Raw genomic sequence first — 26,569 nt, forward strand, 5'->3', positions numbered from 1 at the left:
CACCCGCGCGCCCCGATGTCGGTGGATGAGTTTACGTTCATGAAACGTCCGGTTCACAGGCCGGGCACCCGCACTGCATAGCGTGGCCATGCGTGCCCCTTCCGGGGGTGCGCTGGCCGCGCCGCGCGGCGACGACGCTGCGACCGCTCTTCCGAGCGGCGATCGAGAGGACCACCATGCCCGACTCTCCCACCCCGCCCGACCGCCGCCGGAGGCGCGGGCTCGGCCTGGCGGCCCTGACCGGACTGGCCCTGGCGGCCGCTCCGCTGGTCGCGACCTCCGCCGCGGCCGCGCCCTCGGGCGACGAGCTCGTCATCAGCGAGGTCTTCGCCCGCGGAGGCTCCGCCGGTGCCGCGTTCAGCAACCGCTACGTGGAGCTCTACAACCCCACCGCCGCCGAGATCGCCCTCGGCGGCCTCTCGATCCAGTACCGCTCGGCGACCGGCACCGCGAACCCCACCACGACCGTGCCGCTCACCGGCTCGGTGCCCGCCGGCGGCCACTTCCTGCTCGCCGGCGCCAGCAACGGCACCAACGGCGCGGCCCTGCCGACGCCCGACCAGAGCGCGAACGGCCTCAACATGGCCGCCGCGGGCGGCACCCTCTTCCTCGTCGACGGGACCTCGGCGCTCGTGGCGCCGCCCACCGGCGCCGCCGCCCAGCCGGACGCGGTGATCGACCTCGTCGGCTACGGCACCTCGAACACCTTCGAGTCGTCCGTCGCCACGGTCCCCTCGCTCACCCAGACGATCGCCCGCGCAGACACCGCCACCGGCGACACCGACGTCAACTCGGCCGACTTCGCGCTCGGCGCACCGACCCCGCAGGCCGCGGGCGGAGGATCCGAGCCCGAGCCCACGACGCCGCCGACGACCACCCCGCCGACCACTCCCCCGACCACCCCGCCGGCCGAGATCCCGGCCGTCTCCATCGCGGAGATCCAGGGCACCGGCGACGCGTCGCCGCTCGTCGGCAGCACCGTCACCACCTCCGGCGTCGTCACCGCGCGCTACCCGTCCGGCGGCTACAACGGCTACGTCATCCAGACCCCCGGCACCGGCGGCGAGAGCTCGCGCACGGCCTCCGACGCCGTCTTCGTCTTCTCCTCCGCCTCCGTCGGGTCGGTCGCGATCGGCGACCACCTGCGCATCACCGGCGTGGTGAGCGAGTACAACGGCCTGACCGAGCTCACCCCGACCTCGGCCGCGACCGTCGTGAAGCTCGACGACGCCGCCGCAGCGCCGGTCCCGGCCGCTGTCGCGCTCCCCCGCACCGCCGCCGAGCGCGAGGTGCTCGAGAGCATGCTGATCGCTCCGCAGGGCGCCTACACGGTCACCGACACCTTCGACCTGAACAGCTTCGGCTCGGTCGGCCTCGCCGCCGGCACGTCCCCGCTGCTCACGCCGACCGAGGTCGCCCGCCCCGGCTCGCCGGAGCTCGCGGCCGTCGTCGCCGACAACGCCGCCCGCGCGATCACCCTCGACGACGGCGCCTCGATCAACTTCCTCGGCGCCGCCGCGAACAAGGCGATCCCGCTGCCCTACCTCACCACCACCGCGCCGATCCGCGTGGGTGCTCCGGCGACCTTCACCCGCCCCGTCGTCCTCGACTACCGCAACGGCGGCTGGGCCTTCCAGCCCACCACGCAGCTGACCGTCGAGAACGCCGGCGACGTGCAGCCCGCGACCTTCGCGAACACCCGGACCGCGAAGCCCGAGGCCGTCGGCGGCGACCTCTCGATCGCGTCCTTCAACGTGCTCAACTACTTCTCCACCACCGGCGACTCGATCACCGGCTGCACCTTCTACACCGACCGCGACGGCGACCCCGTCACGGTCAACAGCGGCTGCGACGCCCGCGGAGCGGCGAACGCCGATGACCTCGAGCGCCAGCAGGCCAAGATCGTGACCGCGATCAACACCCTCGGCGCGGGCGTCGTCTCGCTCGAGGAGATCGAGAACTCGGCCAAGTTCGGCAAGCCGCGCGACGAGGCCCTCGCCAACCTGACCGCCGCGCTGAACACGGCGGCCGGCTCCGAGGTCTGGGCCTACGTACCCTCCCCCGCAGCGCTCCCCGCGCTCGCGGACGAGGACGTCATCCGCACCGCCTTCATCTACAAGAAGGCAGTCATCGAGCCGGTCGGCGAGTCCGTCGTGCTCAACGACACGGTGAACTTCTCGAACGCCCGCAAGCCCCTCGCCCAGGAGTTCCGCCTCCTCGGCGACAGCGCCAGCGAGTTCGTCGCGATCGTGAACCACTTCAAGTCGAAGGGCTCCGGATCCGGCGCCGACGCCGACCAGGGCGACGGCCAGGGCGCCTCGAACGCCTCGCGCGTGAAGCAGGCGACCGCCCTCGTCGCCTTCGCCGACCGCCTCCGCACCGAGAAGGCCACCGAGCTCGTCTACCTGCTGGGCGACTTCAACGCCTACTCGAAGGAGGACCCGGTGAAGGTGATCACCGACGCCGGCTACATCGACCAGGGTGCGAAGGACGGCAAGTACTCGTACTCGTTCGACGGCGCGGTCGGCTCGCTGGACCACGTCTTCGCCTCGCCCGCGGCCGACAGGACGGTCACCGGGGTCGACACCTGGAACATCAACAGCGGCGAGTCCGTGGCACTGGAGTACAGCCGCTACGACTACAACGCGACGATCTTCTACGACACCTCGGCGTACCGCTCCAGCGACCACGACCCGGTCGTCGTCGGCCTCGACCTGCCCGAGACCCGGACGGACCCGGAGCCCGAGCCCGTCACGGTCATCGACGTCGCGACCACCGCCTCCACCAAGCGCCTCGCCGTCGTGCGGACGCTGACGGTGTCGGCGGTGAACAACGGCGACGAGACGGTCTCGATCGAGATCACGACGGCGTACGGCAGCAAGACGAAGAAGACGGTCAAGCCCGGCCAGTCGTTCACGGTCAAGACCGTGACCGTCTTCACGCCCATCAAGGCCGGCACGGCGACCATCGAGGTCACCGCGCCCGACGGCACCGAGCGCGTCTACAAGCAGGCGTATCGCGGCGCCTGATCCCGCGCGACCCCTGATCTCGGCGAGCTCCGGCTCCTAGAGTTCGGGGATGCCCGAGGGAGACAGTGTGCACCGTCTCGCCGCCCGCCTCAGGCGGGCGGCGGACGGCCGCACCGTCCTCGAGGGCGAGCTGCGCTCCGGGGACGCGGCCGGCACCTCCCTCGCCGGGCTGAGGATCCTCGAGCACGACACCCACGGCAAGCACCTCCTCACCCGCTTCTCCGGCGGAACGACCCTGCACACCCACCTGCGGATGCAGGGCTCCTGGACCGTGACCGCTCCCGGCCGAGCGGTCCCCCGCTCGGTGCAGAAGGACGTCCGTGTCCGCCTCCGCCTCGACGACGGCTCGACCCTGTGGGGCATCGACCTCCCGGTCGTCGAGCTCCTCGCCACCCGCGACGAGCCGCGCGCCGTCGGGCACCTCGGGCCCGACCCGCTCCGCGCGGACTGGGACGCCGACGAGGCCGTCCGGCGCCTCTCCCGCCTCCCGGACCGGCCCGTCGTCGCCGCACTCCTCGACCAGCGCTGCCTCGCGGGTCTCGGCAACCTCTGGGCCAACGAGGTCTGCTTCCTCCGCGGGGTCTGGCCCTGGCGGCCGATCGGCTCCCTCGACGTCCGCGCCCTCGTGGCGACCGCGGCGAGAGGCCTCCGCGCCTCCGTCACGATCCCGGGGATGTTCCAGACCACCACCGGTGACACCCGCCGCGGCGAGCGGCACTGGGTCGCGGGGCGCGCCGGGCGCCCGTGCCTGCGCTGCGGCACGACGGTGCTCGTCCGCGACGAGGTCCGCGACGACCCCGAGCAGCGCCGCACCTGGTGGTGCCCGCACTGCCAGCCGGAGCAGGCGGCCGCCCCCTGAGCCCGCGTACCGCCGCCTCAAGCCCGCGTACCGCTGCCGACGGCCCGTGCGTAGGCTGGCCGCATGACGAACGAGTGGGGAACTCCGGATCCGTCCGCCCGGCGAGACCGGTCCGCGGAGGTCGTCCCGGCGGCCGCCTCCGGCGAGGAGGTGGAGACCGCCCGCGTCGAGGACGCCGAGCGCGCGCTCGCCGTGCGCGAGGTCAAGCGGCGCCGCGACTTCCTGGGATCGCTCGGCGGATGGGCGAGCGTCTCGGCGATCACGACCGCCGTCTGGGTCGGCACAGGGGCCGACGGCTACTTCTGGCCGATCTGGCCGATGATCGGGATCGGGATCGGCGTCGTCGGCCAGGCCGCGTCGATCTGGGGTCCCGCCCGCAAGGAGATCACCGAGGCTGACATCGCCGCCGAGATGCAGCGCCGGGAGAAGCGCGGCCGCTGATCAGTCCAGGCGGCCGACCGAGGTGACGCGGACGACGGCCGCACCCTGCTCGTCCGACTCGGCGAGGTCGACGGTCGCCGAGATCCCCCAGTCGTGGTCGCCGGCCGGATCGTCGAGGATCTGCCGCACGAGCCACTGCGTCGGCTCCTCCGTGACGAGCAGCATCTTCGGCCCCCGGGCGTCGGGCCCGATGCCGATGCTGTCGTGCTCGTCGTAGTAGTCGTCCAGCGCGGCGCCCCACGCGTCGGCGTCGAAGCCGGCGGCGGCGTCGAGCTCGCCGAGCGCCTCGTGGTCGTCGAGGGCGGCGAGGGTCACCCGGCGGAACATCTCGTTGCGCACCAGCACGCGGAAGGCGCGGTGGTTCGCGGTGAGGCGGCGCGGAGCGGGCGGCACGATCGCCTGGTCCGCCGCGTGGAGCGCCGGATTGACCAGCTCCTCCCACTCGTCGACCAGCGAGGAGTCGACCTGGCGCACGAGCTCGCCCAGCCACTCGATCAGGTCGTGCAGCTCCTCGTTCTTCAGCTCGTCGGGGATGGTCTGCCGGGCCGCGCGGAACGCGTCGGACAGGTAGCGCAGCACCAGTCCCTCCGAGCGGGAGAGCTTGTAGAAGGCGGTGTACTCGCCGAAGGACATCGCCCGCTCGTACATGTCGCGCACGACCGACTTCGGCGAGAGCTCGAAGTCCTTCACCCACGGCTGCGCCGCGGTGTAGGTCTCGAAGGTCGCCTCGAGGAGCTCCTCGAGCGGCTTGGGGTGCGTGACGGACTCGAGCAGCTCCATCCGCTCCTCGTACTCGATCCCCTCGGCCTTCATCGCGGCGACGGCCTCGCCGCGGGCCTGGAACTGCTGGGCCCCTAGGATCGGGCGCGGGTCGTCGAGGGTCGCCTCGAGCACCGAGATCACGTCGAGCGCGAAGCTCGGAGACTCCGGGTCGAGAACGTCGAACACGGCCAGCGCGAACGGCGAGAGCGGCTGGTTGAGCGCGAAGTTCGGCTGCAGATCGACGGTCAGGCGGATGCGGGTCACGCCGTCGGCGCCGACGCTCTGCTCGACCACTCCTGCCTCCCGCAGCGTCCGGTAGATACCGAGCGCCCGGCGGGCGAGCTGCAGCTGCCGCTTCCACGGCTCGTGGTTGTCGAAGATCAGGGCGTGCACGTTCGCGTAGGCGTCGCCGCCGCGGGCGATCACGTTCAGCAGCATCGCCGAGGTGATCGTCATGTGCGAGGTCAGCGTCTCGGGCTCAGCGTCGACGAGCTTGCGGAAGCTCGGCTCGCCCCAGCTGACGAAGCCCTGCGGCGCGCGCTTGGCGACCCACTTCCTCCGCTTCTTCGGGTCGTCGCCCATCTTGTCGAGAGCCTTCCGGTTCTCGGACTCGTGCTCGGGGGCCTGCACGACCACGGTCCCGGCGGTGTCGTACCCCGCGCGACCGGCGCGGCCGGCGATCTGGTGGAACTCGCGGGCCGAGAGCTGGCGGGTCCGGGTGCCGTCGTACTTGGTCAGCGCGGTGAGCAGCACGGTGCGGATCGGGACGTTGATGCCGACGCCGAGGGTGTCCGTGCCGCAGATCACGCGCAGCATGCCCTGCTGTGCGAGCTGCTCGACCAGGCGGCGGTACTTCGGCAGCATGCCCGCGTGGTGCACGCCGATCCCCAGCCGGAGCAGCCGGGAGAGGGTCTTGCCGAACGCGGTGGTGAAGCGGAAGCCGCCGATCACCTCGGCGATGCGGTCGCGGTGCTCGCGGGTGGCGATGTTCGCGCTGGTGAGCGCCTGCGCACGCTCGAGAGCGGCCGCCTGCGAGAAGTGCACGACGTAGACCGGCGACTGGTTCGTCGAGAGCAGCTCCTCGATGGAGTCGTGGATCGGCGCGATCTCGTAGAAGTAGTGCAGCGGCACCGGGCGCTCCACGCCGGTGACCCGGGCGGTCTCCCGGCCCGTACGGCGGCTGAGGTCGGCGGCGAGCGCCGTCACGTCGCCGAGGGTGGCCGACATCAGCACGAACTGCACGTGCGGGAGGGTGAGCAGCGGCACCTGCCACGCCCAGCCGCGCGCCGGGTCCGCGTAGAAGTGGAACTCGTCCATCACGACCTGGTCGACCGGGGTGTCCTCGCCGTGCCGGAGCGCGAGGTTCGCGAGGATCTCGGCCGTGCAGCAGATGATCGGCGCGTCGGCGTTCACCGAGGAGTCGCCGGTGACCATCCCGACGTTGGAGGCGCCGAAGACGTCGACCAGCGCGAAGAACTTCTCGGAGACGAGCGCCTTGATCGGCGCCGTGTAGAAGCTGCGGCGTCCGGAGGCGAGCGCCGCGGCGTGCGCGCCGATCGCGACGAGCGACTTCCCGGTGCCGGTGGGCGTCGAGAGGATCAGGTTGGAGCCGGAGGCGATCTCGAGCATGGACTCGTCCTGCGCCGGGTAGAGCGGGAGGCCGCGCGACTCCGCCCACTCGGTGAAGGCCAGGTAGACCGCGTCGTCGTCGACGCGCCCGTCCGCGTCGGGCGTCGGCATCCGGTCGAGCAGCGTCGAGGTCATCCCCCCATCCTCCCAGCCCGCGGCCCGTCGCTCAGGTGCGATCCGTCACGGACGGCCCGTGCGCCCCCGGCCTCACGGGCCGCGGGTGACGGATCGGTCCGCCGGAGCGAGGGCCCCGTCGACGAGTCCGACGACGCGGTCGGCATCGGCCAGCACGGAGGGGTCGTGCGAGACGCAGACCACGGTCGCGCCGCGGTCCGCCTCCGCGCGCAGGACCGACCGGATCCGCTCCGCGCTCGCCGAGTCGAGGCCGGTGGTGGGCTCGTCCAGGAGCAGCAGGCCGGCCCCGCGGGCGAGCCCCTGGGCGAGGAGCGCCCGCTGCCGCTGACCGCCGGAGAGCACCGCGAAGGGCTCCCGGGCGAGCGCGGCGATCTCCATCCGCTCGAGCGCGGTGGCGATCGCGTCCGCCGCGCGCGCGTCGCTGCGGCGGAGGCGGCCGAGCCGGCCCCAGGTGCCCACCGCGACCACGTCGCGCACCGTCACCGGGAGGAGGTCCGGGATCGACGCCCGCTGCGGCACGAAGGCGATCGCTCCGGTGACGTCCCGCGTGCCGGACGTCAGTGGACGCACTCCCGCGATCACCTCCAGGAGCGTCGACTTGCCGGCGCCGTTCGGCCCGGCGATCACGGTCAGCGAGCGCGCGGCGACGTCGAGATCGACCCCCGCGAGAGCGCGGCGGGAGCCGAAGTCGACGTGAGCGCCTCGGAGGCGGACCGGGGGCTCGGGCAGGGGTGAGACGTCCATCCCGACGAGCGTACAGGTGTGATAACTGTTCTCATTATCGTGTACGGTCGGGCACCATGCCCAGCCTCCTCGCCGGAATCCTCGAGCCGTTCGCTCTCGACTTCCTCCAGCGCGCCCTCCTCGGCGGCGTCCTCGTCGCGGTCCTCTGCGGCGTCGTCGGCACCTGGGTGGTCCTCCGCGGGATGGCCTTCCTCGGCGAGGCGCTCGCCCACGGGATGCTCCCCGGCGTCGCCCTCGCGACGGTGCTCGGCGCGCCCGTCCTCGTGGGCGGCGCAGCCAGCGCGGTGCTGATGAGCCTCGGCATCGCGGCCCTGCAGCGGCGCGGACGACTGTCCTACGACACCAGCATCGGCCTGCTCTTCGTCGCCATGCTGGCGCTGGGGGTCATCGTGATCTCGCACTCGGGCAGCTTCGCCACGGACGCGACCTCGATCCTCTTCGGCGACATCCTCGCGATCACTCCCGTCGACATCGGGCTGCTCGCCGCCGCCGCCGGAGTCGGCCTCCTCGTCGCAGCGGCCTTCCACCGCCCGCTCGTCGCCCTGGCGCTGGATCCGCGCATCGCCGCGGTGCTCGGCCTCGGTCCGCGCTCGGCTCAGGCCGCGCTGGTCGGCCTGGTGACTCTCGCCGTCGTCGCCTCCTACCAGGCGGTCGGCTCGCTCCTCGTCGTCGGGCTCCTGCTGGCTCCCGCGGTGGCCGCCGGTCACTGGACCACGCGCATCCCGACCCGGATGCTGCTCGCGTCGATCCTCGGCGCGGCCTCCGTGCTCGTCGGCCTGCTCGTCTCCTGGCACGCGGCCACGGCGGCGGGCGCCTCGGTCGCCGGCACGGCCATCGCGGTCGCCGCGGTGTCCTGGGCGGTCCGCTCGGCCGCGTCGGCCCTCGCGTCCCGGTCGGGCCCTCAGCCGGTCGCCGCATGAGGCCCTGCCGGCACCGCTCCTCCCCCGCTCACCCTCGAAAGGACTCCGTGCACTCCCGAACCACCGCCTCCACCGTCCTCCTGGGCGCTCTCGCGCTGGGCCTGGCCGCCTGCTCGACCGATGCCTCCGCGCCGGCCGCGGACGACACGGGTTCCGGCCACGGCGCCGTCGCGAATGCCGCCGAGCTCGCCGAGCCGCGCCTGGGGCTGACGTCGATCGACCCGTCGGGCGCCGTGTCGCACCTCGACCTCCTCGACGAGACGGTCACCGGCCTCGGCACCATCGGCGCACCCAGCGCGATGACGACCGACGGCCGCTACCTCTTCGCCCAGACCGATGCGGGCGTCGAGATCGTCGACAGCGGCGTGTGGACCTGGGACCACGTCGACCACTTCCACTACTACCGCGCGGACCCCCGCCTGATCGGCACGGTCGAGGGCTCCGGGACGGCCGTCGTCGCCACGACGAACCTCTCGACCACCGGCGGAACCGGACTCTTCTTCCCCGACACCGGCGAGGCGGTCCTCCTCGACACCGAGGCGCTGTCGAAGGGCGCGATCGTCGAGCGGTTCCGGAAGGACGTCGAGCCCGGACCCGGGATGGTCGTGCCCGTCGGCTCGTCCGCACTGGTGACCGAGGGGTCCGGATCCGGAGCGGCCGTCGCCGGCTACGACTCGGACGGCGAGCCGACGGGCCTCCGCGAGGCCTGCCCCGACCCCGCCGGGACGATCACCACCCGCGTCGGCGCCGTCATCGGCTGCTCCGACGGCGCACTCCTGGCGTCGATCGAGGACGAGGAGCTCATCGTCGAGCGGATCCCCTACCCCGCCGGCACCACCGCGCCACCCGCCGCCTCCTTCGACAACCGTGAGGGCCGCCCCACGGTCGCCGGCCTCGCCGGGGACGCGGGCATCTGGCTCCTCGACACCCGGGAGCGCTCCTGGAGCCTCCTCCCCTCTCCCGCCCCGCTGGCGCAGGTCACCGCGGTGGACGACGCGGACGAGACCGTCCTCGCCCTCGCCGCCGACGGCCGCGTGCTGGTGCTCGACGGCTCCGACGGCGCGGTCCTCGCCGAGACCGCGCCCCTCGTCGCGGACACGACCGCGGACGGCTCGCGGCCCGTCCTGATCGCCGACCAGCAGCGGGCCTACCTCAGCGCGCCCGCCGAGCGGAAGCTGCACGAGATCGACTACGCGGACGGCGCGCGCCTCGCCCGCACCTTCGAGACCGCCACCGAGCCGGCCTTCATGGCGGAGACGGGCCGATGAGGCGCGGCTGGGCCCTCGCCTCCGCCGCGGCGGTCCTGTTCCTGTCGGGCTGCACGTCCGCGGAGGAGGACGAGAGGCCCCTCGTCATCGTCTCCACCAACATCCTCGGCGACGTCGTGGGCGAGCTCGTCGGCGACGAGGCGCAGGTCGTCACGCTGATGAAGCCCGACGCCGACCCGCACTCCTTCGAGATCTCGGCGCAGGAGGCGGCGCGCCTGCGCTCCGCCGACCTCGTCGTCTCGAACGGGCTCGGACTCGAGGAGGGCCTGCAGCAGCACCTCGACGAGGCCTCCGGTGAGGACGTCCCCGCGTTCGTCGCCGGCGACGCCGTCGACGTCCTCGACTACAGCGAGGGCGACGCGGAGGGGAGCCCGGACTCGCACTTCTGGACGGACCCCGGCCGGATGATCGACGTCGTCGACTCCCTCGGGCCCGTGCTCGCCGCGCTCGACGGCGTCGATCCGGCCGCCGTCCGGGACCGGACGGCCGGCTACCGCGCCGAGCTCGAGCGGCTCGACTCCGAGATGGCCGCGGCGTTCGCCGCGATCCCCGCCGAGCGCCGCGCCCTCGTCACCAACCACCACGTCTTCGGGTACCTCGCCGACCGCTTCGACTTCGACGTCGTCGGCGCCGTCATCCCCGGAGGCACGACCCTCGCGGCGCCGTCCGCCTCCGACCTCGCCGATCTCGTCGACGCGGTCGAGCAGACCGGCGTCCCCACGATCTTCGCGGAGTCCTCGTCTCCCGACCGCCTGGTCCAGGCGCTCGCGAGCGAGGCCGACATCCGCGTGGAGGTGGTCGAGCTGTTCACGGAGTCCCTGACGGCGCCCGAGGGCGGCGCTCCCGACTACCTCGCCATGATGCGCGTCAACACACAGCGCATCGCCACCGGGCTCTCCCCGTGAGCCCTCCGATCCACCACCAGGAAGAAGAAGCACCCATGCAGAATCCCCACGTCCGGCGGGCGGGCCTCGGCCTGATCGCCGCCTGCTCGATCACGGTCCTCGCGGCCTGCTCGTCGAGCTCGACCCCGGCCGCCGAGTCCTCGGCGTCCACCGCACCGGCCACCGAGGCCGCGGCGGCCGCCGGCGCCCGCGTCGCCGTCGCCTACGAGGGCGGCATCCTCGTCCTCGACGGCGAGACCCTCGAGACCGTCGCGGACATGGACTCCGAGGAGTTCACCCGCCTCAACCCCGCCGGCGACGACCGCCACGTCATGGTCACCATGAGCGAGGGGTTCCAGCTCCTCGACACCGCCGCCGGCACCAGCGGCGAGCCGGAGCTGACGGACATCGTCTTCCCCGCGGACACCCCGGGCCACGTCGTCCGGCACGCCGGGAAGACCGTCCTCTACGCCGACGGCACGAGCGACACGACCGTCCTCGAGACCGCCGACCTGGCGTCCTCGGACGGGATGCCCGAGACCGAGACCATCCCGGGCGTCGAGGCGCACCACGGCGTCTCGATCGTCCTCGAGGACGGCACCTTCCTCACCACGGTCGGTGACGCCGACGGGCGCAAGGGCATCGAGGTGCGCGACGCCTCCGGCGCCGTGACGGCCACGAACGACCAGTGCCCCGGTGTCCACGGAGAGGGCACGGCCGAGAACGAGGTCGTCGTCTTCGGCTGCGAGAACGGCGCCCTGGTCTACGACGGCGGCGAGATCACGAAGCTCGAGGCGCCGGACCAGCCGTACGGCCGCATGGGCAACGCCTGGGTCAGCGAGACCAGCCCGATCATCGTCGGCGACTACAAGGACGACCGCGACGCCGAGGGCTACCTCCTGCACCGCGTGGCGCTGATCGACACCGAGGCGAAGACCCTCGACGTCGTCGACCTGCCCGAGGGCGTCGAGTACACCTTCCGCGGCGTCGCCCGCGGCCCCGACGACCTGGCGTACATGATCGCCTCGGACGGCGCGATCCACGTCCTCGACCCCGGGACCGGCGAGCTGACCGCCTCCTACCCCGTCGTCGACGCCTGGGAGAGCCCGGTCGAGTGGCAGGACCCGCACCCCGCGATCACGGTCGCCGGAGACATCGCCTACGTGACCGACCCGGCCGCCGACAGCATCCACGCCGTCGACCTCACCACGGGAGAGGTCGTCGCCACGGGCGAGCTCGACGTCACGCCGAACGAGATCGCCGTCGCCGCGAGCTGACCATCGGCACGGAGGAGGGGCGCGGGGCCGTGGGCTCCGCGCCCCTCCTGTTCACCTGGAGGGGCCAGGATCTCCGCATGACGACCGACTTCGATCTCGACCAGGTGGTGCGCGACGTGACCGCGAACGTGCGCAAGAAGTTCCCCGACCACTCCGAGGAGCAGGTCGCGCCGCTCGTGCGCGAGGAGCTCGCGGACCTGCAGGACCGGCCCGTGCAGGACTACCTGACGGTGCTCACGGAGCGAGCGGTCAAGCGCCGCCTCAAGCGTGAGGCGCGCGGGGAGTAGACCGGGTCAGGCGAGCGCCCGCTCGATCGACGCCCGCAGCGCCGGAGCCGGCCGGAACGCGCCCGCCTCCTCCGCCTCGAGGAGCGCCTGCGCGTCCGCCGGGCTGTGCTCGCGGTACCAGCGGTCGACCGGGACGCCGTGCCCGGGCCGGCTCACGACCTCGACGGCGTCGCCCGCCTCCACCGATCCGCGGTGCAGCACCCGCAGGTACGCGCCGGTGCGCCCCTCGTCGGCGAAGCGCTTCACCCACTGCGGCTCTCCGAGGGCCCGCTGGAACGTCGCGCACGGCGTCCGCGGCATCGTCACCTCGACCTCGACCGCCTCGCCGATCCGCCAGCGCTCGCCGATCGCGGCTCCGCTCACGTCGAGGCCCGCGATCCGCAGGTTCTCGCCGAACATCCCCGCGGCAACCGGCCGCCCCAGGCGCTCCGCCCACCAGAGCGCGTCCTCGTCGGAGTAGGCGTAGAGCGCCTTGTCGAGGCCGCCGTGGTGCGCGCGATCGGCCTGCACGTCGCCGTAGAGGCCCAGGTCGCGCACTCCGACGGGACCCTCGACCGGCCGCTTGTCGATCGCGGTCACGCCGACCGTGCCGGAGTCGGGCAGGAGGCGGGCGACGCGGCACACGGCGAGCAGGCGGGGCATGCCGCCATGGTGCCAGCACTAGGCTCGCCGCGTGCGCGACGCGACCGCTCCTCCCCGGCTCGACCCCCTCCTCCTCGACGGCCTCGCCGAGGGGTATGCCGGGGACACGGGCGCCCGGGAGCACGCCGAAGGGCTGCGCTTCGCCGGCACCGACCTCACCGGCGCCGATCTCACCGCGGCCTCCTTCAGCGAGTGCGCGCTGGAGGGAGTGGTCCTGGACGGCGCCCTGCTGCGGGCCGCGTCGATCGCGGAGTCGCGGCTCGAGCGGCTGGACGTCCCCGGGCTCTCGGCGCCGCGGAGCCGGCTCCGATCCGTCGAGCTGCTCGCCTCGCGGCTGGGCTCGGCCGAGCTCTACGAGAGCACCTGGGAGCAGGTGCGCGTGGCCGACTGCAAGCTCGGCTACCTGAACCTCCGCGGCGCCGCGGTGCGCGACGTGCTGCTCGAGCGCTGCACGATCGACGAGCTCGACCTGGCGGGTGCCACCGGCACGCGGCTGCGCCTGGTCGACTGCGACGTCCGCTCCCTCGATCTCTCCCGGGCCCGGATCGAGCACCTCGATCTGCGCGGCGCCGAGCTGCACGTGCTCACCGGGCTGGACGGCCTCCGCGGCGCCACCCTCTCCGAGCTGCAGCTCAGCCTCCTGCTGCCGCTGTTCGCGGAGCACTTCGGGGTGCGGGTGGGCTGAGCCGCCGGTCCGCCTAGCGCCGGCGGGCGATCAGCCGCGTCAGAGCGCGGCGGCCGAGGAGGAACACGGCCAGCACGACGGCCGTCACGATCACGAAGCTCCACTGCACGCCCTGCCCGGAGGCGATCCGCAGGAGCATCCCGCCCGCGACGGTCACCCCCCAGACGACGAGCCCGGCGGGCACGATCCGGTCCGGAAAGCGCCACGAGCGCGTGACGACCCAGCCGAGCAGGAGCGCCGCCAGGAACGGCCAGAGCGTGGTGAGCAGGCCGATCAGCGCCGACCCCTCGTCGTGGCTCCCGCGGCCGATCAGCACGAAGACCAGGACGAGCACGGCGTCGAGGGCGAGGCCGAGCCCCGCGTGCCGGGTCATGCGGGCTCCGTCACGAAGTCGATGAGCTGCTCGACCCGGCCCAGCAGCGCCGGCTCCAGGTCCTGGAAGGTCCGCACCCGGCCGAGGATGCGCTGCCAGGCGCGCGCGATGTCGGCCTGCTCCTCGTGCGGCCAGCCGAGCGCCTCGCAGATCCCGTGCTTCCACTCGGTTCCGCGAGGGATCTCGGGCCAGCGCTCCAGGCCGATCCGGCCGGGCTTCACGGCCTGCCAGACGTCGATGTAGGGGTGGCCGACGACGAGGACGTGGGCGCCGTGCGGACCGGCGGCGACCTGCTCGGCGATCCGCGACTCCTTCGAGCCGCGCACCAGGTGGTCGACGAGCACGCCGATGCGGCGGCCCGGACCGGGCCGGAACTCTCGCACCAGCTCGTCGAGGTTGTCGACGCCCTCGATGTACTCGACGACGACGCCCTCGACCCGCAGGTCGTGGCCCCAGACCTTCTCGACCAGCTCGGCGTCGTGCCGGCCCTCGACGTAGATGCGGCTGGGCAGGGCGACCCGCGCCTTCGCGTCGGCGACGTGGAAGGAGCCGGAGGCGGAGCGCGCGCGACCGAGGCCGGCGTCGCGCTTCAGCCCGGGCGCCTTCAGCGACACGGGCTTCCCCTCGAGGAGGAACCCGGGCCCCAGCGGGAACACGCGGACCTTGCCGAACCGGTCCTCCAGCCGCACCATCCGCAGCTCCACGCCGAGCACGGCACCCACGAAGCCGGAGGCGACCTCCTCGACCACCAGATCGCGCTCGGCCTCGACCACCGCCACCTCGACCCTGCCGCGGGCGCGCCAGTCGCCGGCGAGCACGTCCTGCCCGTACCTGTCCTCGTCCATCGCACCGAGGGTAGCCGGAGGCGCGCGGGGCGCCGCGCGGACACGGCGCATGCACCTCTGCTTACATGAGCAGATGACCGAGGACCTCGAACCCGCCGCCGAGCTCTTCAAGGTGCTGTCCTCCTCCTCCCGGCTGCGCCTGCTCCGGGCCCTCGCCGAGGAGACGTCGACGGTCGGGCGGCTGGCCGAGGTGACCGGGCTCTCGCAGCCGCTGGTCTCGCAGCACCTTCGGATGCTCCGCACCGCCGGGCTGGTCGCGGTCGAGCGCGTGGGCCGCGAGGCGCACTACTCCGTCGCCGACACCCACGTCACGCACATCGTCGACGACGCTGTCCGGCACGCCCTGGAGGGGTGACCTCCGTCCCTGTCGGGAACGATGATCGCTCTCGATTAGGCGCATCCATTGCAATGCGTTTATGGATCTGGTCGACTGGAGCCCGTCGCGTCCGCGGCCCCCGCATCCGGAAAGGCAGCACAATGAGCACCACCGATCTCCACGCCGAGCACCCCGTCACCGAGCACGAGCACGGCGAGGGCTGCGGCCACCCGGCCGTGCAGCACGAGGACCACGTCGACTACGTCCACGGCACGCACCACCACGCCCTGCACGGCGACCACTACGACGAGCACGAGTCGGAGGCCGAGCACTCGACCGCCGACCACGAGCACGGCGACGCCTGCGGGCACGAGACCGTGCAGCACGACGACCACGTGGACTTCGTCCACGACGGCCACAAGCACGCCGCTCACTCCGGCCACTACGACGAGCACTGAGGCCGTGCGCGACGGGAGGGCTCGCACCCTCCGGTCGGCGCTCAGCCCTGACGGGCCTTGAAGCGCGGGTTCAGCTTGTTGATCACGAAGACGCGGCCCCGGCGGCGGACGACCTGCGATCCGGGCTGTGCCTTCATCGACCTGAGGGAGTTGCGGACCTTCACGGATGCTCCTGTCGTTAATGAGAACTGTTATCGATAGAGTAGCGGTCCATGGAGCCCCAGCACCCCGCACCCCCCGTCCTCGCCGTCACCCTCGTCAGCGCGACCGACCCCCGGGACGCCGGGCGGACCGCCGCGCTCCTCGCCGGCAGGCCCGAGTCCCGGATCGCCTTCGAGGTCGATCCGCCCGGCGCCGACGGTCCCGCTCTCGCCGAGGAGCTCCACCGGCGCCTCGCGGCCGACGCCGACGACGGCCACCGCGGTCACACGGTCGTCGCCCTCGATGGCCAGGCCGACCCGCTCGAGATCGGACTCGTGCTCGAGCACCTCTGCGCGCAGCGGCATCCCGCCGACACCCGCATCGCGATCCTCGACGTGGTCGCCGTGACGTCGACGGAGGAGATCCTGCGCGTGCTCTGCGGCGGCGCGGGCCCCTCCTTCGACTCGGCGGAGCGCCTCGCCGCCCGCCTGGAGTTCTCGAGCCTCATCGCCCTCGCCGAGCCCCTCTCCGAGAGCGACCCCGAGCGGACCGCACTCGTCCGCGACCTCCTGCGAGCACTCGCCCCCACCGCCGATCTCCTCCCCGCCGGTGAGCTCCGGGCGGCGCCACGGAGGCTCCACCCCCGGCGCGCGCACGCGATCGCCTCCTCGATGGGCTGGCAGTGCGCCCTCAACGGGACCTCGCGGCGCCGCGCCTCGGGCACGACCGTCGAGGAGTTCGTGTTCCGCGATCCGCTGCCCTTCCACCCCGGCCGCCTGAGCACGGCGGTCCACGGGGAGCTGGTGGCGGAGAAGGTGGGCCGCATCCTCCGCTCCCGCGGCCTGGTGCGCCTGGCGACGCGCGCCGACCGGGTCGGCTCGTGGTCGGTCGCCGGCGACGTGCTGACGCTGGACCCGACCAGCCTGCTCAGCTGGGACGAGGACGCGCCTCTCGGCCAGGAGCTCGCCTTCTTCGGGACGGGCCTGGACACCGGGAGGCTGACCGCCGTCCTGCAGAGCTGCCTGCTCACCCCCGAGGAGCTGCTGGCCGGCCCCGCCGCCTGGGCGGAGTACGCGGACCCCTTCCCGCGTTGGGTGGACGAGCACCGGCACTGAGCCGGGCGTCCTCTGCCGCGCGGGACTCGACGAGAGCGACCCGCCGAGGACACCATTAGGCGAATGGTCCTCCGAACGCGCCATCGGACTTCTGGAACCCGCCCGATCATTGATGATCTGCGATAACCCTGCAATTGTGACTGGTGTCAAAGATGACGTTGAGAGAAGGAGATGTTCTTGCCAGGCGCCAGAAGATCGGTTCGAGCGCTGCTCATGGGCACCGTACTTGCTTTCACCTCATTGGTCGCGACACCTGCGACGGCCGATCCGGGAGTCGTCACAGCGACCCGAACAGCAGAATCGACAATGCAATCTTTCGGCTTGCTCACGCCTATCGCCGCCTCCAGTGAACGCGCCGCTCGACTAAGCTCCGAATCAGAGCACCTGGAGCCGAGCGGCTCCCTCTCGACGAAGTCCGGCCTCACGGTCGAATACAGGAACCACAGCGTCGGCATCACTCCAGGAACCGCTGTCCGATCGGCGAGCGTCGGGCCTTCAGGCGCGCTCGTCTACAACATGAGCGACTCCTACGATTACGCGTTCACAGGGGCAGGCCATGTTCTCAATGCGGGCTTTGCTCTCATCAAGGACCAGGCAGCCCCATCTGATTACAGATTCGACGTGACCGTGGATGGAGAACCCGCCATCCTTGAGTTCATCGACCACTCGGTTGCGGTGAAGGATTCACACGGACGGACCGTCAACTTCATAAATCCGGCCTGGGCCTCAGATTCCACCGGCGCTCCTGTCAGGACCAGTTTCTCGATCGACGGCGGCACGCTGGTGCAGAGAGTGCATCACACGGGCGCATCCTATCCCGTGGTCGCCGACCCCAGCCTCGCCTGTGACATCGCATTCTGTACAATCATGCTCAACAGAACCGAGACGAAAACCGCGTCGCAATCTACCGCAGCAGCGGCAGGATTACTGTGCGGATCAATGACGGCCGCATTCGCCCCCTCGGAGCGGTGTGCGGCGCTTACGGCGCCGTATTCCACGTCGCCGCAGTTCAAGCGAACAACTCTGGCCAGTGCCTCGGCGCACGCTACCTCACTATAGGTGGCTCTCTGCACCCGGTCATCCAGCGCTGTTAGAGCGCGCGAAGAACAGCGAAGGAGATTCAATGGCCTCTGATCACGATCTCAGTCGGGCGATGCGCCGAGAATTGCGCAATCCCATCCTTGGAGGATTGGCGCTTCTGCTGTTCGGCGGTACAGCGGTTCTATTGCTTCTGTTCTGGTTCACCTATGCACGCGCCGTTCTCACGCCCTTCGTCGGGCCTGGAACGGGACTGGTCCTCACTGCTTTTACCGTGGAGGTAGCTCGACGCGCTAGGAGGCGCATGCGCGCGGAGGAGCGGGAGAGCTGACCTCGGAGCCTCGATCGACGGAGATTCTCGTCGCGCCATTGAGCGGCGAAAATATCCGTCGCCGGTGGAGGACATTCCGTGTCTGACCAGCCCGGCCGGTATACGCCAACCGGAGTCGAACGATCGGACTATCCAATTTGGGATGCAACCGACCTCTACGGCAAACGAAGAGTGATCGACGGAGGGGACGCAGCGCGGCCGTCCACCGTGCGGAGACGACGGGCGACCGCAGCGCCGACGGGCTCCGGGACGCACGGAGCCGACCGTGCGCCGGGAGTGTGACGCGCGGAGGCTCCCTCCGGGCGGCGGGTGAGTAGGCTGACCGGACAGCACGTGCTCCGGGGTCGGTGGGAATTCCGAACCGGCGGTCACAGTCCGCGAGCCGCAGCCCCTCGAGAGGGGCGGCGGTTGACCTGGTGGAACTCCAGGACCGACGGTGAAAGTCCGGAGGAGAGGCAGCACGAGCGTCGCGCATCACCGCGCGATGCTGAGCGACGGTGCCCGCGCACCGTCGATCGAGACCCCGGAGTTCGGCGACGAACGGAAGAACCGGGAATGACGATCGACTACGAGCACGCGATGCGCCGGGCGCTGGCGCTCGCCGAGCGCGGGCCCGCCCGCGGACCCAACCCGCGCGTGGGCTGCGTGATCCTCGCGCCCGACGGCACCGTCCTCGGCGAGGGCTGGCACCACGGAGCCGGCACCGCGCACGCCGAGGTCGACGCCCTGTCGCACGTCGCGGCGGGCGCCGCCGAGGGCGCGACGGCCGTCGTCTCGCTCGAGCCGTGCGACCACACAGGGCGCACGGGTCCCTGCAGCCGCGCCCTGATCGAGGCGGGCGTCTCCCGCGTCGTCTACGCTGTGCCGGACCCGGGCGAGCGCTCGGCCGGCGGCGGTCGCACCCTCCGCGAGGCCGGCGTCGAGGTGATCGAGGGCGTGCTCGCCGAGGAGGGAGAGCAGTTCCTCCACCCGTGGCTCACCGCGACCCGCCTGCACCGCCCCTTCGTCACGCTCAAGTGGGCCTCGACCCTCGACGGCCGCACCGCGGCGGCGGACGGCAGCAGCCGCTGGATCACCGGAGCGGCGGCCCGGCAGCGCGTGCACGAGCAGCGTGCCGCGCACGACGCGATCCTCGTCGGCACCGGGACCGTCCTCGCCGACGATCCCGCGCTCACCGCCCGCGGCGACGGAGGCGAGCTCCTCGCCCACCAGCCGGTGCCCGTCGTCGTCGGCACGCGCCCCGTGCCGCCAGGCGCCCGCCTGCACGAGCACCCCCGCGCCGTCGTGGTCGAGCGCACCCGCGACCTCGCCGCGGTCCTCGCGCACCTCTACTCCGCCGAGATCCGCAGCGTCTACGTCGAGGCCGGACCGACCCTCGCCTCCGCGCTCGTCGCCGCCGGACTGGTCGACGAGTACCTCGTGTTCCTCGCGCCCGCGCTCCTCGGCGGCCCCCGCCTCGCGCTCGGCGACCTCGGCGTGGAGAGCATCGGCGGGGCCCGGCGCCTCTCCCTCCGCTCGGTCGAGATCCTCGGCGACGACCTCCTCGTGACCGCGCGCCCCGACGTCCTCCCCGCGGGCGGTGCCGGCACCCCGGCCCGCCTCCCCCACGCCCTGCAGATGGAGACCCACTGATGTTCACCGGAATCATCGAGGAGAAGGGCGTCGTGACCGCTGTCGAGGCGGGCGCCGACGCGATCCGCCTCAGCATCCGCGGGCCCCTCGCCGTCGAGGGCGTGCGGCACGGCGACTCGATCGCGGTCTCGGGCGTCTGCCTCACCGTGGTCGAGCACACCGACCAGGGCTTCACCGCCGATGTCATGGCGCAGACCCTGCGGATGTCGACCCTCGACACCGTGGGCGTCGGCGACCCTGTGAACCTCGAGCGCGCCGCGCTGGTCGGCGACCGGCTCGGCGGCCACATCGTCCAGGGCCACATCGACGGCACGGCGACGCTGCTCGCGATCGCACCGGGCGAGGCCTGGCGGGTGCTGCGGTTCTCGCTGCCGACCGGCATCGCTCCGCTCGTCGTCGACAAGGGCTCGATCGCGGTGGACGGCGTCTCGCTGACCGTCTCGGCGATCAGCCCCGCCGCCGAGCCGGAGCAGTGGTTCGAGGTCTCGCTGATCCCCGAGACGCTCGCCGTCACCACGCTGGGCGCGCGCGCGATCGGCGATCAGGTCAACATCGAGACCGACGTCCTGGCCCGCCACGTCGAGCGGATGCTCGCACTGCGCTCGATCGCGGAGGCCCGCTCATGAGCCTCGCCACCATCCCCGAGGCCGTCGAGGCGCTGCGCGCCGGGCGCCCGATCATCGTCGCGGACGACGAGGGCCGCGAGAACGAGGGCGACGTCATCGTCTCGGCCCAGCTCGCCAGCCAGGAGACGATCGCCTGGATGGTCCGCCACTCCTCCGGGTTCATCTGCGCGCCGATGACCAACGAGATCGCCGACCGCCTCGCCCTGCCGCTGATGGTGGTCGAGAACGAGGACCCGCGCGGCACCGCCTATACGCTGTCCGTCGACGCGGCCGACCGGCTCTCCACCGGCATCAGCGCCTCCGACCGCGCGCACACCCTCCGCGTGCTGGCCGACCCCGAGGCGACCCCCTCCCGCCTGAACCGCCCCGGCCACATCCTGCCGCTGCGCGCCGTCGACGGCGGCGTGCGCGAGCGCGACGGGCACACGGAGGCGGCGGTCGACCTGATGAAGCTCGCCGGCCTGTACCCCGTGGGCGCGATCTCCGAGATCGTCGCCGAGGACGGCGAGATGATGCGGCTGCCCGGCCTGCTCGCCCTCGGCGAGCGCGAGGGCGTGCCGGTGACCACGGTCGCGGCCCTCATCGCGTACCTGCAGGAGTTCCACTGCGACGCGGAGGTGCCCGTCACGGTCGCGGTCCCGGAGAGCGCGCGGGTGAGCTTCGAGGTCGAGACCACGGTGCCGACCACCCACGGCCCGTTCCGGATCCGCGCCTACCGCGACCGGCAGACCGGAGCGGATCACGTCGCGATCCTCGCGGGAGAGGTCGCCGCGGGGCGGCCCGCCCTGGTGCGCGTGCACTCCGAGTGCCTGACCGGCGAGGCCTTCGGCTCGCTGAAGTGCGAGTGCGGGCCCCAGCTCGACGCCGCCCTCGACACGATCCAGCGGGACGGCGGCGTCGTCGTCTACCTCCGCGGTCACGAGGGTCGGGGCATCGGCCTGATCAACAAGCTGCGCGCCTACCGCCTGCAGGAGGACGGCCTCGACACCCTCGACGCGAACCTCGCCCTCGGGCTCCCCGCCGACGCGCGGGACTACGGAGCGGCGGTCGGGATCCTCGAGGACCTCGGCCTCACCGAGGTGCGCCTGCTCACCAACAACCCCGAGAAGGTCCGCCAGCTCACCGACCGCGGCATCGTCGTCGCCGAGCGCGTGCCGCTCGTCGTCGGAGTCGGCGCCTTCAACGAGGGCTACCTCGAGACCAAGCGCGACCGCATGGGCCACACCCTCGACAGCGTCCTCGACCACGACCCCCTCGACGCCGGGATCTCCGGCCTCGCCCTCGACGCCGGGATCGCCGGCGCCACCACGAAGGAGTAGCAATGGCCGGTAGCGGCGCCCCCACCACCTCCCCTCTCGACGGCGCGGGACTGCGCGTCGTCGTCATCGCGGGCACCTGGCACGAGCAGATCAGCGACGGCCTGATCGCCGGAGCGGGCCGAGCCCTCGACGAGGCCGGAGCATCCTGGTCGCTCGTGCGCGTGCCCGGCTCGTTCGAGCTGCCCGTCGCCTCGAAGGCGGCCCTGGAGGCGGGGGCCGACGCGGTCGTCGCCCTCGGCGTGATCATCCGCGGCGGCACCCCGCACTTCGAGTACGTCTCGGACGCCGCCACCTCCGGGCTCACCACCGTCTCGATCCTGACGGGCAAGCCGGTCGGCTTCGGCGTGCTCACCCTCGACACCGAGCAGCAGGGCATCGATCGCGCGGGCCTTCCCGGCTCGAAGGAGGACAAGGGGCGCGAGGCGGCCGAGGCGGCGGTCTCGACCGCTCTGCTCCTCCGCTCGCTGCGCAGCTGAACCACTGCGGGCGGCCCCCGTCCTGGGGCCGCCCGCACACGAACCTGGGAGAACACGGAGTAAAGTGGTCGGGTCGTCACGAGCGACCCCTCTCTCCTCCCCCTCGCCCCAGCGGTCCGCGACGCCCGATCGACGCCCCGCCCCGCCGGCTCAGGGGGAGTCGCCGTCCACACGGAGCCCCTCCCTCATGTCTTCTCCCGCCGTCTCCGACGCGCCAGCAGCCGCCCCGCAGAACTCCCGCGGCCGCGTCATCCTCGCCAGCCTCATCGGCACCTCGATCGAGTTCTACGACTTCTACGCCTACGCGACCGCCGCCGTCCTGGTCTTCCCGTCGCTCTTCTTCGTCAACGAGGACCCGGCCACGGCCCTCCTCGCCTCCTTCGCCGTCTTCGGCGTCGCGTTCATCGCGCGCCCGATCGGGTCGATCATCTTCGGCCACTTCGGCGACCGCGTCGGCCGCAAGGGCACCCTCGTCGCCTCACTGCTCACCATGGGCGTCGCGACCTTCCTGATCGGCTGCCTGCCCACCGCGCTCACGCCCGGCTGGGAGTTCCTCGCTCCGTTCCTGCTCGTGGTGATGCGCTTCTGCCAGGGCCTCGGCCTCGGCGGCGAGTGGTCCGGAGCCGCGCTGCTCGCGACCGAGAACGCACCGGCCGGCAAGCGCGCCATCTACGGCACCTTCCCGCAGCTGGGCGCACCGATCGGCTTCATCGTCGCCAACGTCCTGTTCCTGGTGCTCGCGAGCACGATGAGCGACGAGACGTTCGCGGCCTGGGGCTGGCGCGTGCCGTTCCTGGCGAGCGCCGTGCTCGTGATCATCGGGCTCTACGTGCGGTTCAAGCTCGTCGAGACGCCCGCGTTCCAGAAGGTCGTCGAGAAGGGCGAGGTCGCCAAGCTGCCCCTCGCCCGCGTCTTCGTCACCAGCTGGCGCCCGCTCATCCTGGGCACCTTCATCATGCTGGCGACCTACGTGCTCTTCTACCTGATGACCACGTTCACGCTGACCTACGGCACCTCACCCGTCGACGGCGCGGTTCCGGGCCTCGGCTACACGCGCAACGACTTCCTCGTCATGCTGATCGTCGGCGTGGTGTTCTTCGGGATCTTCACGCTCGTCTCCGGCCCGCTCGCGGAGCGCTTCGGCCGCCGCCGCACGCTGCTCGTGGTGACCGCGGCGATCCTCGTGTTCGGCCTGCTCTTCGTGCCCCTGTTCAGCGCCGGCTTCGCGGGCGTCATGGCGGTCCTGATCCTCGGCTTCACGCTGATGGGCCTGACCTTCGGCCCGATGGGCGCCGTCCTCCCCGAGCTGTTCCCGACCAACGTCCGCTACACCGGCTCGGCGATGGCGTACAACCTCGCGTCGATCCTCGGAGCGGCCCTCGCGCCGATCATCGCGGTCGCGCTCTGGAGGGCGGCGGGCGGCAGCACCGTGCTGGTCGGCCTCTACCTCAGCGCCGCGGCCGTGCTGACGCTGATCGCGCTCCTGCTCTCCAAGGAGACGAAGAACGCGTCGTACCACGACAACGTGTCGTAGGACTCCCTGCAGAGGACGGCCCGTCGGGATCCCCCGGCGGGCCGTCCGCGTCTCCGCCGCCTCCCTGAGCACCGGGCCCGCCCTCTGGCGGCCTGCTCGCAGCGACGACGGGGCAGAATGGACGGCGATGAGCACCACCACCTCCCGGCGCGGCGGACGACGACCCTCCCGCGACGACGGACCCCGCGCCTCCTTCTCGCAGCTCGTGCCCTACCTGCTCGAGCACCGCGGCATCCTCTCGGTCGTCGTGGTCCTCAGCCTGTTCGGAGCGGCGGCGAGCCTCGGCCAGCCCCTGCTCGTCGGCCAGGTCATCACCCGGGTCCAGTCCGGTCTCGATCTCGGCCCGCTGGTGTGGGCCCTCGTCGGCCTGGTCGTGGCCTCCGGGCTGATCTCGGGCTTCGCGCACTACCTGCTCCAGCGCACCGGCGAGGGGATCGTGCTCTCGAGCCGCCGCCGCCTCGTCGCGCGGCTGCTGCGCCTCCCCATTCGGGAGTTCGATGCGCGCCGCACCGGCGACCTCGTCTCGCGCGTCGGCTCCGACTCCACGCTCCTGCGCGCGGTGCTGACCCAGGGGCTCGTCGACTCGATCGCGGGCTCCCTCGTCTTCGTCGGCGCGATCATCGCGATGGCAGTCATCGACTGGGTGCTGCTGCTGATCATCGTGGCGGTGGTGGCGGTGGCCCTCGGGCTCGCGCTGACCCTCGGCCGCGGCATCCGCACCGCCAGCCGCAAGGCGCAGGAGAAGGTCGGCGATCTGGCCGCGGCCGTCGAGCGCGCCATCAGCGCCGTCCGGACGATCCGTGCCGCCGGAGCCACCGACCGTGAGATCGCGGTCGTCGACCAGCACGCGACGGAGGCGTACCGCCTCGGGATCCGCGTCGCGCACGTCTCGGCCCTCGTGGTGCCGGTGGCGGGGATCGCCATGCAGGTCGCCTTCCTCGCCGTCCTCGGCGTCGGCGGTTACCGCGTCGCGTCCGGCGCGATCGACATCGCCCAGCTGGTCTCGTTCATCCTCTTCCTCTTCATGATGGTGATGCCGCTCGGCAACTTCATCGGCGCCATCACCTCGGTGAACTCGGCGCTGGGCGCCCTCGGCCGCATCCAGGAGATCATCGACCTGCCGATCGAGGGCGACGGCGACGCCTCCGCGGGCGGCCTCGGCGCCGGCGTGGCGGAGGAGGCCATCTCCTTCGAGGACGTGGTGTTCTCCTACGAGGAGGGCGCCGTGCCCGACGCGGCGGCCGTGGCGGACGAGCGCGACCGCACCGTCCTGCGCGGCGTCTCCTTCACCGTGCCGCGCGGCAAGCGCACCGCCCTGGTCGGACCGTCGGGAGCGGGCAAGAGCACGATCCTCGCCCTCATCGAGCGGTTCTACGACCCGGAGGCCGGCGTCGTCCGACTCGGCGGCGTCGACATCACGGCCATCGACCGCGACGCGCTCCGCGCGCAGATCGGCTACGTCGAGCAGGACGCCCCCGTCCTGGCCGGCACCATCCGCGAGAACCTCGTCCTCGGCCGCCCCGACGCCGACGACGCCGACTGCCTCCGGGTGCTCGAGGCGGTGAACCTGACCGACGTGCTCGAGCGCAACCCGCTCGGCCTGCACGCGCCGGTGGGCGAGAGCGGAGTGATGCTCTCGGGCGGTGAGCGTCAGCGCCTCGCGATCGGCCGCGCGCTCCTGGCGGCCCCGCCGATCCTGCTGCTGGACGAGTCCACGTCGAGCCTCGACGGCCTCAACGAGCAGCGCCTGCGCCTGGCGATCGACGCGGTCGCCGAGAACCGGACCCTGCTGGTGATCGCGCACCGCCTGTCGACGGTGGTCGATTCCGACCGCATCGTCGTGCTGCAGAGGGGCGAGGTCGTGGGAGTCGGCACCCACTCCGAGCTCGTCGAGTCGACGCCGCTCTACCGGGACCTCGCCAAGCACCAGCTGCTCGTCTGACGGACGCCGCAGCGGCGTCTCGCGACCGCCGCTGCCTCATGCCGGTCGACCAGCCGCGCAGCGGCGTGTCGAGACGCCCGCACGTCTCGACCGGCAGCCTGCGCCCGCTCGTCCCTCAGCGCGGCGGCAGCCGCAGAGCCCCGTCGAGCCGGATGGTCTCGCCGTTGATCATGGGGTTCTCGACGATGTGCCGCACCAGGGCCGCGAACTCCTCGGGGCGTCCGAGGCGGGCCGGATGCGGCGTCGCCGAGCCGAGCGCCTCGCGGGCCCTGTCCGGCAGCCCGGCGAGCAGGGGCGTGTCGAACGTGCCCGGTGCGATCGACACCACGCGCACGAGCCGGGCGGCGAGCTCGCGCGCGAGCGGCAGAGTCATCGCCGCCACGGCTCCCTTCGACGCGGCGTAGGCCGCCTGTCCGATCTGCCCCTCGAACGCGGCGACGGAGGCGGTCGTCACCAGGACTCCCCGCTCCCCGTCGATGGGCTCCCGCTCGGCGATCGAGGCCGCGGCGAGGCGCAGCACGTTGAGCGTCCCGGTCGTGTTGATCCGCAGCACCCGCTCGAACTGCTCGAGCGGCAGCGGCCCGTCGCGTCCGAGCAGCCGCCCGGGTGTGGCCACGCCCGCACAGCTCACGGCGACGCGCAGCTCCCCCGCCGCCTCCACGGCGCGCGAGACGGCGTCAGGATCGAGGACGTCCCCGGCGATCAGCTGCACGGAGGCGGGCAGGCGCGCGGCCTCCACCGCGTGCGGCAGATCGAGCACGACCACGTGCGCTCCTGCGGCGTCGAGCGCCGTCGCCGTCGCGGCTCCCAGTCCGGACGCTCCCCCCGCGATCAGCGCGGACGTCCCCTCGAGTCGCACGG

At 72.4% G+C, this 26,569-nt stretch carries 26 protein-coding genes and 1 riboswitch; of the genes, 19 read left to right on the plus strand and 7 right to left on the minus strand.

What is annotated here, in order from left to right:
• Nucleotides 1-176 precede the first annotated feature (176 nt).
• From C5D36_RS07080 to C5D36_RS07090, 3 genes are all read left to right on the plus strand, one after another.
• Nucleotides 177-3,029 (plus strand): ExeM/NucH family extracellular endonuclease, encoded by a 2,853-nt coding sequence (locus C5D36_RS07080; protein ID WP_104295511.1) that lies wholly within the window; start codon nt 177-179, stop codon nt 3,027-3,029.
• Between the two features lie 49 nt (nt 3,030-3,078).
• On the plus strand, nt 3,079-3,888 hold the full coding sequence (locus C5D36_RS07085; protein WP_104295512.1) for a DNA-formamidopyrimidine glycosylase family protein: 810 nt from the start codon (nt 3,079-3,081) through the stop codon (nt 3,886-3,888).
• Between the two features lie 63 nt (nt 3,889-3,951).
• The gene (locus tag C5D36_RS07090) at nt 3,952-4,329 is read left to right on the plus strand and encodes a 2TM domain-containing protein (RefSeq protein WP_104272851.1); all 378 of its coding nucleotides are present in this window, start codon (nt 3,952-3,954) and stop codon (nt 4,327-4,329) included.
• On the opposite strand, the gene C5D36_RS07095 is transcribed toward C5D36_RS07090, so the two are convergent.
• On the minus strand, nt 4,330-6,855 hold the full coding sequence (locus C5D36_RS07095) for an RNA helicase (RefSeq protein ID WP_104247346.1): 2,526 nt from the start codon (nt 6,853-6,855) through the stop codon (nt 4,330-4,332).
• A gap of 72 nt (nt 6,856-6,927) precedes the next feature.
• A complete protein-coding gene (gene aztA, locus C5D36_RS07100) occupies nt 6,928-7,599 on the minus strand; it encodes a zinc ABC transporter ATP-binding protein AztA (protein WP_104295513.1) in 672 nt (223 codons plus the stop codon).
• A 56-nt stretch (nt 7,600-7,655) separates the two neighbouring features.
• On the opposite strand from aztA, the gene aztB reads away from it, so the two are divergent.
• From aztB to C5D36_RS07125, 5 genes are all read left to right on the plus strand, one after another.
• Entirely contained in the window at nt 7,656-8,519 is an 864-nt protein-coding gene (gene aztB / locus C5D36_RS07105; protein WP_104283876.1) for a zinc ABC transporter permease AztB, read from the plus strand.
• A 47-nt stretch (nt 8,520-8,566) separates the two neighbouring features.
• Complete coding sequence (locus C5D36_RS07110) at nt 8,567-9,787, plus strand: ABC transporter (protein ID WP_104292291.1); 1,221 nt, start codon at nt 8,567-8,569, stop codon at nt 9,785-9,787.
• A complete protein-coding gene (aztC, locus tag C5D36_RS07115; protein ID WP_104295514.1) occupies nt 9,784-10,692 on the plus strand; it encodes a zinc ABC transporter substrate-binding protein AztC in 909 nt (302 codons plus the stop codon). The genes C5D36_RS07110 and aztC overlap by 4 nt, the downstream gene beginning before the upstream one ends.
• 35 nt (nt 10,693-10,727) lie before the next feature.
• Entirely contained in the window at nt 10,728-11,948 is a 1,221-nt protein-coding gene (gene aztD, locus C5D36_RS07120; protein ID WP_104295515.1) for a zinc metallochaperone AztD, read from the plus strand.
• 77 nt (nt 11,949-12,025) lie between these two features.
• Nucleotides 12,026-12,235 carry a three-helix bundle dimerization domain-containing protein gene (locus C5D36_RS07125; RefSeq protein ID WP_104262881.1) on the plus strand — a complete coding sequence of 70 codons (210 nt, stop codon included), beginning with the start codon at nt 12,026-12,028 and terminating at the stop codon, nt 12,233-12,235.
• Nucleotides 12,236-12,241: 6 nt separating this feature from the next.
• Here the strand turns inward: C5D36_RS07125 and C5D36_RS07130 are convergent, their stop codons facing one another.
• Complete coding sequence (locus C5D36_RS07130) at nt 12,242-12,877, minus strand: MOSC domain-containing protein (RefSeq protein WP_104257644.1); 636 nt, start codon at nt 12,875-12,877, stop codon at nt 12,242-12,244.
• A 31-nt stretch (nt 12,878-12,908) separates the two neighbouring features.
• On the opposite strand from C5D36_RS07130, the gene C5D36_RS07135 reads away from it, so the two are divergent.
• The gene (locus tag C5D36_RS07135) at nt 12,909-13,562 is read left to right on the plus strand and encodes a pentapeptide repeat-containing protein (protein WP_104257643.1); all 654 of its coding nucleotides are present in this window, start codon (nt 12,909-12,911) and stop codon (nt 13,560-13,562) included.
• 13 nt (nt 13,563-13,575) lie between these two features.
• Here C5D36_RS07135 and C5D36_RS07140 read toward each other — a convergent pair whose 3' ends face one another.
• Both C5D36_RS07140 and C5D36_RS07145 read right to left on the minus strand, forming a co-directional pair.
• Nucleotides 13,576-13,935 carry a DUF3054 domain-containing protein gene (locus C5D36_RS07140; protein WP_104295516.1) on the minus strand — a complete coding sequence of 120 codons (360 nt, stop codon included), beginning with the start codon at nt 13,933-13,935 and terminating at the stop codon, nt 13,576-13,578.
• The gene (locus C5D36_RS07145; RefSeq protein WP_104226898.1) at nt 13,932-14,780 is read right to left on the minus strand and encodes a DUF3097 domain-containing protein; all 849 of its coding nucleotides are present in this window, start codon (nt 14,778-14,780) and stop codon (nt 13,932-13,934) included. Before C5D36_RS07145 ends, C5D36_RS07140 begins: the two co-directional genes overlap by 4 nt.
• A gap of 73 nt (nt 14,781-14,853) precedes the next feature.
• Here C5D36_RS07145 and C5D36_RS07150 point away from each other — a divergent pair, with 73 nt between their 5' ends.
• Complete coding sequence (locus C5D36_RS07150; RefSeq protein ID WP_104222235.1) at nt 14,854-15,135, plus strand: helix-turn-helix transcriptional regulator; 282 nt, start codon at nt 14,854-14,856, stop codon at nt 15,133-15,135.
• A gap of 122 nt (nt 15,136-15,257) precedes the next feature.
• Nucleotides 15,258-15,554 carry a hypothetical protein gene (locus C5D36_RS17120; RefSeq protein WP_104257641.1) on the plus strand — a complete coding sequence of 99 codons (297 nt, stop codon included), beginning with the start codon at nt 15,258-15,260 and terminating at the stop codon, nt 15,552-15,554.
• Nucleotides 15,555-15,595: 41 nt separating this feature from the next.
• Here C5D36_RS17120 and ykgO read toward each other — a convergent pair whose 3' ends face one another.
• On the minus strand, nt 15,596-15,718 hold the full coding sequence (gene ykgO / locus C5D36_RS07160; RefSeq protein ID WP_104226896.1) for a type B 50S ribosomal protein L36: 123 nt from the start codon (nt 15,716-15,718) through the stop codon (nt 15,596-15,598).
• Nucleotides 15,719-15,766: 48 nt separating this feature from the next.
• Here ykgO and C5D36_RS07165 point away from each other — a divergent pair, with 48 nt between their 5' ends.
• The 8 genes from C5D36_RS07165 (at nt 15,767) to C5D36_RS07195 (ending at nt 25,708) form a co-directional block, all read left to right on the plus strand.
• On the plus strand, nt 15,767-16,810 hold the full coding sequence (locus C5D36_RS07165; RefSeq protein ID WP_104295517.1) for a GTP-binding protein: 1,044 nt from the start codon (nt 15,767-15,769) through the stop codon (nt 16,808-16,810).
• 306 nt (nt 16,811-17,116) lie between these two features.
• Nucleotides 17,117-17,869, plus strand: a complete 753-nt coding sequence (locus C5D36_RS16590; protein WP_146083721.1) for a hypothetical protein — start codon at nt 17,117-17,119, stop codon at nt 17,867-17,869.
• Nucleotides 17,870-18,510: 641 nt separating this feature from the next.
• Nucleotides 18,511-18,643, plus strand: a riboswitch (FMN riboswitch).
• A 91-nt stretch (nt 18,644-18,734) separates the two neighbouring features.
• Nucleotides 18,735-19,811, plus strand: a complete 1,077-nt coding sequence (gene ribD, locus C5D36_RS07170) for a bifunctional diaminohydroxyphosphoribosylaminopyrimidine deaminase/5-amino-6-(5-phosphoribosylamino)uracil reductase RibD (RefSeq protein WP_258062884.1) — start codon at nt 18,735-18,737, stop codon at nt 19,809-19,811.
• Entirely contained in the window at nt 19,811-20,437 is a 627-nt protein-coding gene (locus C5D36_RS07175) for a riboflavin synthase (protein ID WP_104233719.1), read from the plus strand. Before ribD ends, C5D36_RS07175 begins: the two co-directional genes overlap by 1 nt.
• Nucleotides 20,434-21,756 (plus strand): GTP cyclohydrolase II, encoded by a 1,323-nt coding sequence (ribA, locus tag C5D36_RS07180; RefSeq protein WP_104295518.1) that lies wholly within the window; start codon nt 20,434-20,436, stop codon nt 21,754-21,756. The genes C5D36_RS07175 and ribA overlap by 4 nt, the downstream gene beginning before the upstream one ends.
• A 2-nt stretch (nt 21,757-21,758) precedes the next feature.
• Nucleotides 21,759-22,232 (plus strand): 6,7-dimethyl-8-ribityllumazine synthase, encoded by a 474-nt coding sequence (gene ribH, locus C5D36_RS07185; RefSeq protein WP_104222223.1) that lies wholly within the window; start codon nt 21,759-21,761, stop codon nt 22,230-22,232.
• A gap of 187 nt (nt 22,233-22,419) precedes the next feature.
• Nucleotides 22,420-23,766 carry an MFS transporter gene (locus tag C5D36_RS07190; protein WP_104222221.1) on the plus strand — a complete coding sequence of 449 codons (1,347 nt, stop codon included), beginning with the start codon at nt 22,420-22,422 and terminating at the stop codon, nt 23,764-23,766.
• Nucleotides 23,767-23,893: 127 nt separating this feature from the next.
• The gene (locus tag C5D36_RS07195) at nt 23,894-25,708 is read left to right on the plus strand and encodes an ABC transporter ATP-binding protein (RefSeq protein ID WP_104257639.1); all 1,815 of its coding nucleotides are present in this window, start codon (nt 23,894-23,896) and stop codon (nt 25,706-25,708) included.
• Between the two features lie 115 nt (nt 25,709-25,823).
• On the opposite strand, the gene C5D36_RS07200 is transcribed toward C5D36_RS07195, so the two are convergent.
• Nucleotides 25,824-26,567 carry an SDR family NAD(P)-dependent oxidoreductase gene (locus tag C5D36_RS07200; protein WP_104295519.1) on the minus strand — a complete coding sequence of 248 codons (744 nt, stop codon included), beginning with the start codon at nt 26,565-26,567 and terminating at the stop codon, nt 25,824-25,826.
• Nucleotides 26,568-26,569 lie beyond the last annotated feature (2 nt).

Origin of the sequence: Rathayibacter sp. AY1C6, from assembly GCF_002931535.1 — a bacterium.
In the GTDB taxonomy this organism is placed as follows: domain Bacteria; phylum Actinomycetota; class Actinomycetes; order Actinomycetales; family Microbacteriaceae; genus Rathayibacter.